The sequence below is a fragment of the Streptococcus sp. 27098_8_75 genome (assembly GCF_041432475.1).
GTDB lineage: Bacteria > Bacillota > Bacilli > Lactobacillales > Streptococcaceae > Streptococcus > Streptococcus gordonii.
In genome coordinates this window covers 107,597-122,763 of record NZ_JAPVZR010000005.1, presented here as the reverse complement: position 1 = coordinate 122,763, position 15,167 = coordinate 107,597, and the positions used below count along the sequence as shown (strand labels likewise).

General features: G+C 38.8%; 15 protein-coding genes. 2 read left to right on the top strand and 13 right to left on the bottom strand.

Annotation, left to right across the window (positions count from 1 at the left end; genetic code table 11):
* Nucleotides 1-66: 66 nt before the first annotated feature.
* Both O3640_RS09105 and nagB read right to left on the bottom strand, forming a co-directional pair.
* The gene (locus O3640_RS09105; protein WP_048809536.1) at nt 67-1,449 is read right to left on the bottom strand and encodes a DUF1958 domain-containing protein; all 1,383 of its coding nucleotides are present in this window, start codon (nt 1,447-1,449) and stop codon (nt 67-69) included.
* 139 nt (nt 1,450-1,588) lie between these two features.
* Nucleotides 1,589-2,296 (bottom strand): glucosamine-6-phosphate deaminase, encoded by a 708-nt coding sequence (nagB, locus tag O3640_RS09100; RefSeq protein ID WP_268709764.1) that lies wholly within the window; start codon nt 2,294-2,296, stop codon nt 1,589-1,591.
* Between the two features lie 307 nt (nt 2,297-2,603).
* Here nagB and queA point away from each other — a divergent pair, with 307 nt between their 5' ends.
* Entirely contained in the window at nt 2,604-3,632 is a 1,029-nt protein-coding gene (gene queA, locus O3640_RS09095; RefSeq protein ID WP_223349833.1) for a tRNA preQ1(34) S-adenosylmethionine ribosyltransferase-isomerase QueA, read from the top strand.
* Between the two features lie 11 nt (nt 3,633-3,643).
* Nucleotides 3,644-4,114 (top strand): arginine repressor, encoded by a 471-nt coding sequence (locus O3640_RS09090; RefSeq protein WP_008809514.1) that lies wholly within the window; start codon nt 3,644-3,646, stop codon nt 4,112-4,114.
* A gap of 34 nt (nt 4,115-4,148) precedes the next feature.
* Here the strand turns inward: O3640_RS09090 and O3640_RS09085 are convergent, their stop codons facing one another.
* The 11 genes from O3640_RS09085 to O3640_RS09035 form a co-directional block, all read right to left on the bottom strand.
* The gene (locus O3640_RS09085) at nt 4,149-5,483 is read right to left on the bottom strand and encodes a dipeptidase (protein ID WP_268723238.1); all 1,335 of its coding nucleotides are present in this window, start codon (nt 5,481-5,483) and stop codon (nt 4,149-4,151) included.
* An 18-nt stretch (nt 5,484-5,501) separates the two neighbouring features.
* Entirely contained in the window at nt 5,502-7,016 is a 1,515-nt protein-coding gene (locus O3640_RS09080; protein ID WP_045635089.1) for a YfcC family protein, read from the bottom strand.
* A gap of 168 nt (nt 7,017-7,184) precedes the next feature.
* Complete coding sequence (gene arcC, locus O3640_RS09075; protein WP_008809517.1) at nt 7,185-8,132, bottom strand: carbamate kinase; 948 nt, start codon at nt 8,130-8,132, stop codon at nt 7,185-7,187.
* Between the two features lie 175 nt (nt 8,133-8,307).
* A complete protein-coding gene (gene argF, locus O3640_RS09070; RefSeq protein WP_012130656.1) occupies nt 8,308-9,324 on the bottom strand; it encodes an ornithine carbamoyltransferase in 1,017 nt (338 codons plus the stop codon).
* Nucleotides 9,325-9,374: 50 nt separating this feature from the next.
* Nucleotides 9,375-10,604, bottom strand: coding sequence for an arginine deiminase (gene arcA, locus O3640_RS09065; protein ID WP_012130657.1), 1,230 nt, complete (start codon nt 10,602-10,604; stop codon nt 9,375-9,377).
* Nucleotides 10,605-10,863: 259 nt separating this feature from the next.
* Nucleotides 10,864-11,550 (bottom strand): Crp/Fnr family transcriptional regulator, encoded by a 687-nt coding sequence (locus tag O3640_RS09060; RefSeq protein WP_008809520.1) that lies wholly within the window; start codon nt 11,548-11,550, stop codon nt 10,864-10,866.
* A 76-nt stretch (nt 11,551-11,626) separates the two neighbouring features.
* The gene (locus tag O3640_RS09055; protein WP_045773126.1) at nt 11,627-12,124 is read right to left on the bottom strand and encodes a DUF1648 domain-containing protein; all 498 of its coding nucleotides are present in this window, start codon (nt 12,122-12,124) and stop codon (nt 11,627-11,629) included.
* Nucleotides 12,111-12,392, bottom strand: coding sequence for an autorepressor SdpR family transcription factor (locus tag O3640_RS09050; protein WP_012130660.1), 282 nt, complete (start codon nt 12,390-12,392; stop codon nt 12,111-12,113). Before O3640_RS09050 ends, O3640_RS09055 begins: the two co-directional genes overlap by 14 nt.
* Entirely contained in the window at nt 12,370-13,158 is a 789-nt protein-coding gene (locus O3640_RS09045; protein WP_223351792.1) for a YhfC family intramembrane metalloprotease, read from the bottom strand. Before O3640_RS09045 ends, O3640_RS09050 begins: the two co-directional genes overlap by 23 nt.
* A gap of 205 nt (nt 13,159-13,363) precedes the next feature.
* The gene (locus O3640_RS09040) at nt 13,364-14,437 is read right to left on the bottom strand and encodes a serine hydrolase (RefSeq protein ID WP_125443582.1); all 1,074 of its coding nucleotides are present in this window, start codon (nt 14,435-14,437) and stop codon (nt 13,364-13,366) included.
* Nucleotides 14,438-14,548: 111 nt separating this feature from the next.
* The gene (locus tag O3640_RS09035) at nt 14,549-15,154 is read right to left on the bottom strand and encodes a superoxide dismutase (RefSeq protein ID WP_045773124.1); all 606 of its coding nucleotides are present in this window, start codon (nt 15,152-15,154) and stop codon (nt 14,549-14,551) included.
* Nucleotides 15,155-15,167: the final 13 nt, after the last annotated feature.

Here is a 15,167-nt window from a genome sequence, read left to right as displayed (position 1 = left end):
TATTAAAAAACATTGGAGTGTATTTCTAACATTACAAAAGGGCTGGGAAATCCCAGCCACTATACATTATCGCCCATTTCGACGCGAATAATTCTGAGAATCATCTTCCAGGTTATCGCGTCCAGCAAGAGGTCGATTCCGTTTTTTTCTTCGACCAGATTCAAGAAAAACAATCGCAAAAAGTACCAAGACTGGAACTAATAAAAGCAATTTGGGATCTAATAAAAGTCCAGATTTTGCCTTATTTGAAGAATTTGCTCCTTGATCATTTTTAGAATCCATAACTGGTGAGTCTCCATCGTCAGCCAGTTCTACTTTCATTCCATCACTAATTAATGTAGACAGGGTTAAAAGTCCATTATCAACTTCCAAAACGCCATCCTTCACAACTAGCTTTGGATTTGTTCCTTTTTTGACAGTCCCATAAAAATCTTTTTCAAGTTTATAGGTTTTTCCATCAATTTTGTGCTCTCCTGCAGTCAGGAGTTTCTTATATTCGTAATCTGCGTAGGCTTTTTCAATCAAAGCATTTCCAAATGGATGACGATAGTACTCACCATCCTGATCAGACCAATCTCCGACCCCCATAATCACACTGATAATACGTTGTTCACCACGTTTGACAGTTGCAATATAGTTGAAGGCTCCTCTAGGACTAGAACCTGTTTTTAAGCCATCTACTCCTTCCAGTCCATACTTGGCTCCTGGAACTGAGTAATTGTATGTCTCAAAAGTTTCTTCATAAGGTGTTCCTTTTTTGACAGTAACTACTGGCTTGTTTGTGTATTTTAAAATACCAGGATATTTCTTAACAAAATTATAAGCAAGGATAGCTAGATCGCGAGCCGTTGTCTGGTTAGCCGCATTATTATCATATCGTTGAGGAGTGTAGAAGCCTTTAAAGGATGAAGCCGCAGCTCCACTCGCATTGTACCAATGTGTATTGGTCATGCCAAGTTCTTTAGCCTTACTATTCATTTGGTCCAAAAAAGCGTCTGGATCATTATTAGATAAGTAATTCGCAATCATAACCGTCGTTGCATTAGAAGAAGGAACGACTGTCATAGTTATCAACTCAGATATTGTATAATCTACACCCGCCACAATTTTGTTATTGGAAATTTCATAAATTCCAGCAATATTCTGGTCTGTCTGGCTAGCTTTGATGATGGTATCTTCTGAAAGCTTTCCTTGCCCCATAGCCTCAAACAAAAGATAAAGTGTCATCAATTTACTCATACTCGCTGGATCTCGAACTTCATCAATGTTATCCTGCCAAAGGACATCTCCCGTGTTCCCATCTATAATCAGTGAAGATCTGGGACGGTTGATATCTTTTACATCTGGATAGGCTTTCCGAGTAATATCCATGAGCTCATCTGCACTAACTGTAGCTGCCCCAAATAATAATGTTACCAAGCAAACAAGTGCTATCCATTTCTTCTTCACCAGAAGCCTCCTAATTTTTCATCGTTACTAATTAGTATATCATATTTCCCAAACAAAATAGAAAATATTTTAGAAAATACATCTGAAAAGTAGATATATTTTTTCAAAAAAATCCCACCTGATAAACAGGTAGGAAATTTTAGTTATCTAATAGGCTAAGTGCTTCAGCATCTGCAATAATCGTAACATCCTCATGATTCTGGAGTACGCTGGCCGGCAGCTCCTCAGTAACAGGTCCTGCTACTGTTCCAGCAATTGCCTGAGCTTTTCCTTTCCCATAAGCAAACAAGACAATTGACTTGGCAGCCATAATATTTGCAATCCCCATAGAAATTGCCTGGGTCGGAACTTGGTCGATTGTTTCAAAGAAACGAGCATTTGCTTCGATTGTAGATGGAGTCAAATCAACCAGGTGGGTTTGACTCTCAAAACTTGTTCCTGGCTCATTAAAACCAATGTGACCATTAGTTCCAATTCCTAAAATTTGGAAATCTACTGGATTCTCCGCTAAAATTCTGTTGTAAGCTGCTGTCTCTTCTTCAGCATCCTCAGCTTTGCCATTTGGTAAAAAAATCTTTTTAAAAGGTTTATGAGAAAAAAGGTTTTCATTCATAAAGTAATGGTAAGATTGGGGATCATCAGCCTCTAAGCCAACATACTCATCTAGATTTACACTGACTAAATCAGAGAGATCAATATCGCTTTCAATTAATTCCTTATAGAAACTAAGCGGACTACTACCAGTAGCTAAACCAAGTGTTTTAGCGCCTTCTGCTAGCTTGCTTCTTAAGATTTCTACTGCTACTTTCCCGCCTTCATTTTGGTCAGCTACTTGAATAATTTTCATCAGAATCCTCCTGAACTTTTCTCTAATATTATTATATGGTATAGACCAATTTTTGTCAAGATAGAAATTTTCATATTTTAAATTTTGCCAGCAAAGAAAGATAAAATCGTGATATAATATAAGAATGTTACTGTATTTATTACTTTTATTTTTACTGGGTGTTGTCTTTCTCGTACTCAGCCTATTTTTTAGAGCCATCAAAACATTAAGAATGATTGCTCTTTGTATTGGGATTTTACTAACTAGCCTTCCAATTTTATGTTGTGCTTACTTTTTATGGATTATATGGACTGTTTAAGGAGAAATAATGAACACTGCCGATTTTGACTTTCACTTACCAGAGGAGCTTATCGCCCAAACTCCTCTTGAAAAACGCGATGCCTCCCGTTTATTGGTTGTAGACCGATCAAGCGGAGAATTTTCTGACCAGCATTTTGACTCAATTATTGATCAACTCCAGCCTGGCGACGCCCTTGTCATGAATAACACTCGGGTCCTGCCTGCTCGTCTCTACGGTGAGAAAGCTGGGACTGGTGGTCACGTTGAACTCTTACTTTTAAAGAATACTGAAGGAGATCAATGGGAGGTCTTAGCAAAACCAGCTAAACGTCTGAAAGTTGGTGCTCAAGTTTCCTTTGGGGATGGTCGACTGACAGCTACAGTTGTAGAAGAACTAGAACACGGGGGACGGATTGTCCGCTTTGACTATCAAGGGATCTTCTTAGAAGTGCTAGAGAGCTTGGGTGAAATGCCCCTGCCTCCTTATATTCATGAAAAATTAGCAGATCGCGAACGTTATCAAACTGTCTATGCTAAAGAGAATGGCTCTGCTGCTGCCCCAACAGCTGGACTTCATTTCACTAAAGAACTGCTTGCACAAATTGAAGCCAAGGGAGTTAAGTTGGTTTATCTGACCCTTCACGTTGGACTTGGCACTTTCCGACCAGTTTCTGTTGACAATTTAGATGACCACGAAATGCATTCTGAGTTTTACACTTTGTCTGAAGAAGCTGCCGCTACCCTCCGCGAGGTTAAGGCAAATGGTCATCGTGTTATCGCTGTCGGAACAACTTCAATCCGAACTCTAGAAACTATCGGAAATAAGTTTCAAGGCGATATCCAAGCTGATTCTGGGTGGACCAATATTTTTATCAAACCAGGCTATCAGTGGCAAATTGTTGATGCCTTTTCGACCAATTTCCACTTACCTAAATCAACTTTAGTTATGCTAGTCTCAGCCTTTGCTGGACGGGACCTAACCTTAAAGGCTTATGAACACGCTATTGCTGAGCGTTACCGCTTCTTCAGTTTTGGAGACGCTATGTTTATCAAATAGTAGGTAATTTTATGAACAAAATAGAAAGTAGACATCGTTTAATTCGTTCCCTGATTATGGAGAAAAAAGTCCATACTCAACAAGAACTTCAGGAACTCCTTGAAGCCAACGGCGTTATTGTTACCCAATCAACCTTGTCTCGTGATATGAAGGCCCTCAACCTGGTCAAGGTCACTGAAAACAATATTTCTTACTATGTTATAAATAGTATTGCTCCTTCCCGCTGGGAGAAGCGTCTGCGTTTTTATATGGAAGATGCCCTCATCATGCTACGGCCCGTTCAGAATCAAGTGGTCATGAAAACTCTACCCGGCCTAGCCCAGTCATTTGGAGCGATTCTGGATGCACTGGAATTACCTCAAATCGTTGCAACTGTCTGTGGAGATGATGTCTGTTTGATCATCTGCGAAGACAATTCATCTGCCATTGAATGTTTTGATAAGCTTAAAGAATTTGCCCCACCATTTTTCTTTAGTAAATAAGCAAAAGGAGTTGAAAATCTCAACTCCTTTTCTTTTATTCTCCAGCCAAACGGAAGATCGTTTCCGCATAGATATCCATTGCCCGGTAAAGATCATCTAGTTTAGCTCGTTCATTAGCCTGATGTTCCGTCTGCTCAGCACCAGGGAAAAGAGCACCAAAGGCAACACAGTTTGGCATAGTACGAGCAAAGGTTGCTCCACCCGATGACATAGCTGGACTATCATCACCAGTTTTTTCTTGATAAATACTCATCAAAGTACTGACCAACTCGCTATCTTTTGGTACATATAAAGGCGCTAGATAATCAAACTCCTCATAAACCAAGCGATAATCAGATGCCTTGTCGGTCAATGTTTGAACTAATTTTTCTTTATCTGCTAAAACAGGAATTCGAATATCAATTCGGATTTCTGATTTTTCGGAACTGACTGTCAATCCGGCAATATTAAAAGATAAACTTCCGGATGGTTCATCTGAAACGGGACCAAATAAGTGGGCTCCTGTTGCATCTTCTCCTACCGCTTCAGCAATAAAAGCTAAAGCAGGATGGGGAGCAAGAACTTGGAGTACCTTAGCCAGTCGAACAATTGCATTGACTCCCTCAGCAGCATCTTTAGCATGTTTTGGAACACCAAGGACCGTCACCTGATTAGCCGATACTTCGTAATCAAAGCCTGTCGCTCTTAGACCCGCAATTACTTTCTCTAAGAAAGGGCCTTGGTAACTAGCTTTAGCTGGTACAACATTAAAAGCATCACCAACTTCAAGTTTGATAAAATCGGACCCGGGTCCATGCAACTTGACCTGTAAAAGCCCCTTTTCAGCATAGGTCAATGGGAAGGATGAATCAGGAGCGAAACCAAGAGTCGCCCTTTCTTCCAATTCATTGTATCTACCCATGCAACGCCAGAGTGTCTCCTCATCTGTCCCGAAAATAAAACGCACTCGTTTTTTAAAGCGAACACCACTATTTAGCAATGCTTTAACAGCATACAAAGCTGCCATTGACGGTCCTTTATCATCCTGAACACCGCGTCCAAAGAGATAGCCATCTTTTTCAGTTGCCACAAACGGCGGTGTTTGCCAATCTGCTTCTTCACCTGATGGAACAACATCCAAATGACAGAGAACGGCCAGGAGTTCTTCTCCCTGACCGATTTCTGCATATCCATAATAACCTTTAGGATCGAGATAGGTTGTAAAGCCTATTCCTCGACAAATTTCTAAAGTTTTTTCTAGGACATCTTGAATAGCTTGTCCAAAAGGTGTTCCATTTTCATTTTCATTAAGAACAGATGGGTAGGAAATAAGAGTTTTCAAAGATTCGAGAAATTCTTTTTTTACTTGTTCTGTTAGATAATTTTTCATGGAAGCACCTCACATCTCTTAACCAATAGCTGGAATGAAGGTACCCAAGAGAAGCAACAAAATGCTGACAACGATAATGGCTACAATCAATTTACCAATGAATTTCCACCAAGTACCAAGACTGATACGTCCAAGAGCAAGAGCTCCCATAACGATACCTGAAGTTGGTGCTACCAAGTTAAGAACACCTGAAGCTGATTGGTAAGCAGTGATAATCAAGCTTCCTTTAACATTGACAAACTCTCCTAGAGGTGCCATGATACCCATTGTTGCGCTGGCAAGACCAGATGAAGATGGGATTAAGAATGACATTGGCAAGTAGAAAATGTAAGTCAAGATGATGAATAGTTGAGATGATAGACCCTTAAGTCCTTGTTCACCCCAGTGAAGGATAGTCGCAGTAATCATACCATCGTTCATGATAACTTGGATACCACGCGCGATCGCTACGATAAGGGCAACACTGAGCAAGTCAGCAGCACCATTCATGAAGGCTGAGATAATCTTGTCTTCTTTAAGACCATAAACGATACCAATCAAGATACCCATAAAGGCAAAGAGCATTGCGCCTTCTGGGAAGTACCAAGTACCTAAAGCCCCAGTTGAAGAACCAATAATTTTACCAATTACAGGAAGACCTGTTAACCAAGAATTAAAGTTTTCAAAAAGATTGATATGAAGGTCTGTCCAAGGGATAAAGCTGGCAACCATGATAACAAATGTTGCAATGAAGAGATATAAAACATGTTTTTGTTTCTTACTCAAGACAGAAGGTGCATCATCGTTATCTGTTACATTGAAGTGTTTCAAATCTTCTTCTCTTTGGCTATATACCAAAGATTTGGTAGGATCTTTTTGAATCTTATCCGCATAACGATAAACAAAGTAAGTGCTCATTGCAACCATTACAAACCAGAAGATAAGACGTAGCACAATACCATCTGCTGTCGGCACGCCTGCTGTATCCGAAGCGATAACTGTTGCAAATGGATTTAGAGTGGATGCCAAACATCCAATTTGAGAGCCAAGTAGGATAATAGCTACGGCTGTAATACTATCAAAACCAACCGCCATCATAACAGGAACAAGAAGTGGGTAGAAAGCCATGGTTTCTTCACCCATACCATAAGTTGTACCGCCAAGGGCAAACAGAGGCATGAGGATGACAATCAACATTTTTTCACGGCCTTTGTACTTCTTCACGATAGAAGCAATCCCTACATCTAATGTTCCAGTTTCATTGACAACGCCAAGGAAACCACCTACCATCAGGATAAAGAAGGAAACGTCAATCGCTGCCTTTGTAGGTTCGTGTCCAAGCATCGCACGAATCGGTGCCATAAGGACATCCCAAATCCCTTGAGGATTAGAAGCAACCTGTTTATATGTTCCAGCAATCAGGTTTCCTTCTTTGTTGACATCATACTGACCAGCTGGAATAATCCAAGTTAGTGCTGCCATAACAGCAATGATAATAATCAAGACGGTATAGGAAGAAGGCATCCTAAACCCTTTTTTTGTTTCTTCACTCATTGTTTTCTCCTCCTAAAATCTAACAAAGTGCAAAAAACCAAGCTCTCTTCTTGAATAAATATCCAAGAAAATGTTTATTTATCACCAATATTTTATCATATTGACATGAAAAATACCAGTGTTTTTTAGAGCAAATCTTTTAAACTAGTCTATAGTTCAAAATTTATTTCAGTCTTTTTGAATAATTGTTCCGCTTTCAGACTCAATCAAAGCACCCAGATTTTCTAGTGAAGTAATAACCGCTTTACCCTCTGGACGACCGTTAACGAAGGCAATAGCTGCTTCAACTTTTGGAAGCATACTTCCTGGAGCAAATTGATCTTGTTTGATATATTCTTCCAACTGAGCAACATTCACATGTTCTAATTTTTCTTGATCAGGTTTATTGTAATTTACAAAGACATAGTCTACTCCTGTCAACACGATGAAGAGATCAGCTTCCACTAACTCAGCCAAACGTTGAGAAGCAAAGTCTTTATCAATAACAGCTTCAACTCCTGAAAGATGACCGTTGTCTTCCTTAATGACAGGAATACCGCCACCACCAGCAGCTACAACTACTTGGCCGTCATTTAAAAGAGTACGAATTGTGTCGATTTCCTTAATGTCAACCGGTTTTGGTGAAGCAACGACTTTACGCCAGCCACGTCCAGCGTCTTCTTTGAAAGTTGCTCCGCTCTTTTCAGCTTCTGCTTTTGCTTCTTCTTCTGAATAGAAAGGTCCGATTGGTTTGCTGAGGTTAACAAAAGCTGGGTCGTTCTTATCTACAACCACTTGTGTTACAACTGAAGCAACGTTTTTGTCAATTCCTTCATCCAAGAGAGCGTTTTGCAAAGCATTTTGCAACCAGTAGCCAATGCTTCCTTCTGTCATGGCTACGAGAGAGTCGAGTGGAAAAGCAGGATTCTTTTCAGAATCAGCTGCTAAATGTTGTAACAAGAGATTTCCTACTTGAGGACCATTCCCGTGAGTAATGATAAGGTCATCTCCATTTTTAATCAGTTTCACCAAATGCTTAGCAGTTTCAACTAGGGCTTCCTGCTGGGCTTTTGCTGACGGATCAGATGAAAGGATGGCATTTCCTCCCAAGGCTACAACGATTTTACGATTTGCCATATAATTCTCCTTCAACGCAAAGTAAATGCGTTTTAATTTTGATTACAATAATGTCCTCCAGTTTATTTTTCAATTTAGAAAGACAAACTGTTTGACTATTAAAAATGAGGGCGGACTAAAGCTATTAGTCGCAGCCCTCATAGCTGTTGGTATTACAGTTTAATTGTTTTTAAGATTATACTTTTGGAATGTAAAGATTACCTAAAGTTGCAGCCATAACTGCTTTAATTGTATGCATACGGTTTTCTGCTTGGTCGAAATGACGAGCATATTTACTGCGGAATACTTCGTCAGTTACTTCCATTTCTTCTACGCCAAATTTTTCAGCAACATCCTTACCATAAACAGTATTTGTGTCGTGGAAAGCAGGCAAGCAGTGCAAGAAGATCAAGTCTTCGTTATCAGCTTTCTTAACCAAATCCATGTTTACTTGGTATGGTTTCAAAAGAGCAACACGTTCTGCAAATTTATCTTCTTCACCCATTGATACCCAAACGTCAGTGTAAAGTACATCAGCACCTTTCACAGCTTCGTCAGCATCTTCAGTGATTAAGATGTGAGCGCCACTTTCTTTCGCAAATCCTTCTGCCAATTCAACAATTTCTTGTTCTGGGAAGAGTTCTTTTGGAGAGAAGATGTGAACATTAACACCAAGAATTGCACCAGTCACTAGTAAGCTATTAGCAACGTTGTTACGTCCGTCACCACAGTATACCAATGTCAAGCCTTCTAAGCGACCAAAGTTTTCTTGTACTGTCAAGTAGTCAGCTAACATTTGAGTTGGGTGCCATTCGTCAGTCAAACCATTCCAAACTGGAACACCTGAGAATTCTGCCAATTCTTCAACCATACGTTGGCTGAAACCACGGAATTCAATACCATCAAACATACGGCCCAAAACTTTAGCTGTATCTTCAGTTGATTCCTTTTTACCAAGCTGAATATCATTAGCACCAAGATATTCTGGATGTGCGCCAAGGTCGATAGCTGCTGTAGTAAAGGCTGCACGCGTACGAGTAGATGTTTTTTCAAACAAGAGAGCGATATTTTTACCAGCAAGGTAACGGTGCTCAATGTTACGTTTTTTCAAATCTTTCAAGTGAGCTGAAAGACCAATAAGGTATTCTAACTCTGCACGGGTAAAGTCTTTTTCTGCAAGGAAGCTACGTCCTTGGAATACTGAATTTGTCATTCTTTTATTTCCTCTTTCTATCTATTAGAATTTCTTAAGATATTGAACGTTTAGATTTCTTCACGTTCGAATGGCATTGACATACAACGAGGTCCACCACGACCGCGAACCAATTCACTTCCGCGGATCTTAATCAAACGTAAGCCGTATTCTTCTAATTTCTTATTAGTAACTGTATTGCGGTCATACACAACAACAACACCTGGAGCGATTGTAAGAGTGTTTGAACCATCGTTCCATTGTTCGCGTGCTGCAGCAACAGCGTTGCCATCTCCACATGGAATCAATGTTACTTTTTCAACACCAAGGTTTTCAGCAAGAAGTTCTGCCAAATCACCTTTTTCTTCAACGATCTTCAATTGTTCGTTTTCGTAAGTTACAGAGAAGACGCGAAGATTGCCTTGGATTTCTGGGTGAATAGTAAATTTATCGTAGTCTACCATTGTGAAGACTGTATCCAAGTGCATGAATTTACGGTTGTTAGCAAATTCGAAAGCCAATACTTTCTTGAAGCCAACGTTTTTCTTGAAGATGTTTACCAACAATTTTTCAATTGATGCAGCATCAGTACGTTGTGAGATACCAACTGCCAATACATCTTTAGAAAGAACCAACTCATCTCCACCTTCGATACGAGTATCTTCTTCACGATTGTAAACAAGCTCAACATTTCCACCATAAACTGGATGGTATTTGAAGATATATTTACCATACAAAGTTTCGCGGTTACGTGTATCTGCATACATGTGGTTGAGTGATACTGCGTTACCAATTGTAGCAAATGGATCTCGTGTGAAGTAAAGGTTTGGCATTGGATCGATAGCGAATGGATAGTCTGATTCTACCAAGTCAGTCAAGCCTTTTGCTGCTTCTGGAATTTCTGGTAATTCAGCTTTTTGTACACCAGCCATTGTTTTTTCAACCAATTCTTGGTTATCTTTAATACCTTGAAGCAACTCACGAATAGCCACTTTAGTTTGGCGTCCGCGGATATTTGCTTCATCAAGATATTCTTCGATGAATTGGTCGCGAATTTCTGGTGAGGTCAAAGACTCAGCAGCCAGTTTTTCTAGATATAGCACTTCAATACCTTCATTGCGAAGCGCTTGAGCAAAGTTGTCGTGTTCTTTTTGTGCATCTTCCAAAAACGGAATATCATCAAAGAGAAGACGTTCGAGATAGTCTGGCATCAAGTTTTCCAACTCTTTACCAGGTCTATGTAACATAACTTTTTTCAGTTTTCCAATTTCTGAGAAAACATGAATTGGATGTGTAGACATCTACTTTCCTCCTTATTCTTTGCGGTTTAGGTTTTCCTAAGCCCGTTTACATATATTATTCTATCATTTTTTGAAAACACTTACACAAAAAAACTGACACTCTATATGCCAAATTTTTATCACTTTTAGATTTTTTTTAGATATTTTTATGTTTTGAAGCGTTTTCTTTGCATATTTTGTATATTTTATGATTTTTGCGAATATTTATTTTTTTGATAAAATCTTTGTTTTTGCTAAAAAAGAAAGTCGGTCCAGTAGACTAACTTTCTTTGAAATATTTCATAAAATATTCTCTATCAGTAAAAACCAACTGTTTGTGCTCATAGCTGATACGTCCTTCTTCTCTCAACCTTTTGAGAACCTGGTTAACTGTTTCACGGGTTGTAGCTCCTAGTTTAGCCAACTCCTTCATACTAATTGGAAATGGCAAAACATCCCCTGTTTTGCATAAATCCATACATAAGATCGAAAGGGACTGAACAACTCTGTCTGTTGCACTGACCGCAACAACATTTCGCAAGCGTAATTCTTGAAACTCCAAGATTCTGGATAGTTTCTGCGTAATAAACAACAGCTGATTCACATTTTTCTTAGAAAAATCTTCAAACAATTTCATAGGAATACTAAAATATTCCACCTGTGTCACAGCACTTGCAGTATAATGATAGCGCTCATCAAAGAAGATGCCACCATAAGGGAAAACATTCCCCTTTTTTATATAATCAGTATAAGAAAAAGTATCGGTAGCATCATACTGTTCTATTCGAGCATATCCTTGATAGAGAAGGAAAAGGCGATCACGCCGATCTCCAGAAAAAAAGATAATTTGACCTTTCGAAACCTTATGAAATTGAATTTCAATGGCTAATTTATCAAAAGACTCTACTGGAAAATTCTCAAATGCAGGATGCTGGCGGATAAACTGATAATGTTCCTTATTAATCATAATAACCCTTTTATATTTGATAATGACAGTATATCATAAATACGCTTACAAATAAAGATATATCTATGTATTCTGCTTACAAACAGAAGATAGCAATTACAAACAATAAAAATCCTATTCCAACAAAAAGATAAGCCAGTTTTCTATTCAGGGGTCGTCTGTTTTCTTGTACTTTTTTAGGCAAATAATTTCCTATAATCAGTAAAACGAAAGCAACTATAATAAGTACTATTTTACGAATATTAAAGTTTTCATCTATGCTCCGATAAATTGTAGCCATATACAACAAAACAAAGATGAAGGGAATGAACCAGCGGATGATCTGTTTAAAGTTGCTATTGACTATATCTTTAACCATTGTCGACCAATAAATAATTGCTTCAAGAACCATCATTATAATAGGAAAAATAAAAACTACCAAAAATTTGGGTAAGAAAGCATCAGCCCTCCCAGACAAATCAAAATGAATAGCCAGGTTTTCTGGTAATGTTTGATAGACCCAGATGGCATATAAAACTGGCAAGAGCATGACACCAAGTGCCCAACCTAATTCTTGTAAACTATTTTTTTTCATTTCCATTTCCTCCTCCGAGAGATTGGAACCAAACTAAAATTTCCTCAAAAACTGTGATATCTAAACTATAATAAATAAAGTTTTTCTTTTTTTCTTCTAATAATAAGCCTGCCTTTTTCAGCTGCGATAAATGGTAGGACACTGTGGCGGGAGTTAGCTCAAAAGCTTGAGCTATTTCTCCCGCCGACTTAGGGCCCTGTTTTAGCATTTCTAAAATATTTCTCCGGACTGGATCCGCTAAGGCTTTAAGTGTTTGATTGATTCCCATGATAAGAACCTTCTTTCAGATAACCCTTCATTATTTTCTTGGTCAGATAAGCTAGACCAACTACTTCAACAAAGAATATCGCTTCAACAACTAGAGGTGAGAGAAACTGAATCTGTCCCAATGCAGGAGCTAGATCAATCAAAGCATGGAGTCCTAGAGCAGCTAGAAAATAAATCGGGGCCTTTTCTTTGACTGACTTCCAAACCCAAAAGCTTAGTAAGACTTGACAGATTACTGCCACGATACGTTCAAAAACCAAAAGATAGATGCTTCCAGCACTCAGAGACTTAATATAGTCAATCGTTGCTTGAGGAACTTTCGTCACTAACTGCGCATTCCCCTGAGTCACTGCTTGAGCTATAATCCAAAAGTTTAAGAGGCTGACAATGCCAATAAACAGAGCCTCAATACCGCCATGCCCCAAGCCATAAGCCAGGCCATCGCTAACTGTCATCGGGCGCTTCTTTTGTAACAAATAAAAGACGATCCATCGGGCTGTTTCTTCAAAAATAGCTGCCACAGCAACACCATAAAGGACATATAGCCAAGGATTTTCCATTTGCAAAGCTATACTCCCATCAGCCTTAGGCTGTAAAACAATCCTGTGCAAGATTTTTTCAAGAACTTGGCTCGATAAATAAAAACCAACTCCTCCTAAAAAAAAGACTACTAGAGAAATGTGCTTGCTCTTTTTGAAATAAATAACAGGAACTAAGACTGCCACTAGAATAAGCAACATGGAAATCATAATATGTGTAGTAATCATAGCCATTCTCCCAAACTATTTTGATTATTTTCTAAATAGAATTATACACCTCTATCTTTTAAGCGTCAAGGATATTTCGATGTTTTTCTAAATAGATTCTTTTATGAGTTTTACTTATACTATTTAAAGTATCATTCATTATAAGAAAAAATATGCTCAGATCTGTATCTAAGCATACTTTTAAAATTTTATAATTCATTGTCAATTAATTCTTATTAACCCGATGCCATTCATTGATAACATAGGCTAGTTGGCCCACCTGCTCAATTCCAAGTCCGCTGATTTCATCACTAGATTCAGTACTGCCCCCTAAGTAAGCCGTATAGAGAGCTACAATATAGGGTTTCTCCTCCATAACTAGAGCATCAACATTTAGCGCTTCACGAACATAACCTGGCTTTTGGTAAATAGTAATATCACGTAGATAGCGCTTATAATATTCACCAGGGAAGGATTCGCCAATATAGTAAAGAATATCCTTATATTTCTCTTGATTTTTGGACAGATATTCTAGTACTTGGATATAGTAATCCGTTGTGGTCTTATTATTTTCACGACTAATAGTTTTCAGCTCACCCTTGGACTGACCGTAGCGACTGAACATCTCATAAGCCTTGTCCATCCCGCCCAGACGCTCTGCCAAAGCATAAGCCGGTGTATTTTCAGAATAAACCAAGGAATACTCTTGCATATCAGGAATCGACATAGCACCATTAAAGGCTGCAACATAATTATCATGCTCTCCTTGATACTCAAAGTGAGTTTGGGTAATATCAAAGCGCTCTTCCATAGACAATTTCCCTTCAGCCACTTCATCTACTACCAACATATTGAGTGGTAGTTTATAAGTTGAGCCGGCTGTCATAGGCTGGGTATCATTCATGGCAAATGTTTGGCCTGTCGTCAAGTCCTTATAAGAAAAGGCAATCTGCGATTGTTCAATTCCCGCTTCTGCTAAATAAGCCTGAACTACCTGAGTCAAATCTAAATTGGCATAGTCATAACGTAAACCTAAAGCATCCATAGTTGGCCCATCCGCCTCCATGACTTTTTGCTTTTCTTCAGGACTTTTTTGAACAAGCTTGGTTTCTTCTGGCTTTTCTATAGCCGCTTCTTTGTCTTTTTGACTCTGATGACTAGCAGAGCTTGTAGCTTCAGCATTCATCCGACTTTGTTTTTCATAGGCCATCTTCCACTCAATAGCAAAGAAGATAAACAAACCGATCAGGCAGAGGCTGGAAATGACAGCAACGGCAATTGTTATATATTTTTTAGACAAATTTTTTCTCCTAATTTTTAGTATTATAAAAAAATATGAGAAAAATAACAAGTCTAAAAGGCAAAAAAGTGACTAAAAAAGCGAATCTAAGTGATTCGCTCCTAGTTTCTATTATTTAGCTGCTGCATAAAGTTCGTTAACTTTATTCCAGTTGATCACTGAGAAGAAAGCTTTGATGTAATCAGGACGAACATTACGGTATTTTACATAATAAGCATGTTCCCAAACATCCAAGCCCAAGATTGGAGTCTTACCTTCTGAGATTGGAGTATCTTGGTTTGCAGTTGAAACCACTTCTAATTTTCCTTCTTTATTAACAACCAACCAAGCCCAGCCTGATCCAAAACGAGTTGTTGCTGCAGCTGTGAAAGCTGCTTGGAACTCTTCAAATGAACCAAAAGTAGCATCAATGTCAGCTGCCAATTCTGCAGAAGGAGCAGTCTCTTCTGCTGTCATCAATTCCCAGAAAAGAGCGTGGTTAAGGTGTCCACCACCATTGTTGATAACTGCTTGACGGATATCAGCTGGAATAGACTCGACATCAGCCAATAATTTTTCTAAATCTTCGCCAATTTCAGGGTGTTTTGCAAGTGCCGCATTGACATTTGTTACATAAGTATTATGGTGTTTGTCATGGTGCAAGTGCATAGTTTCTTCATCGATATATGGCTCCAATGCATCATAAGCGTAAGGAAGATCAGGTAAAATAATTGCCATTTGCAAAACCTCT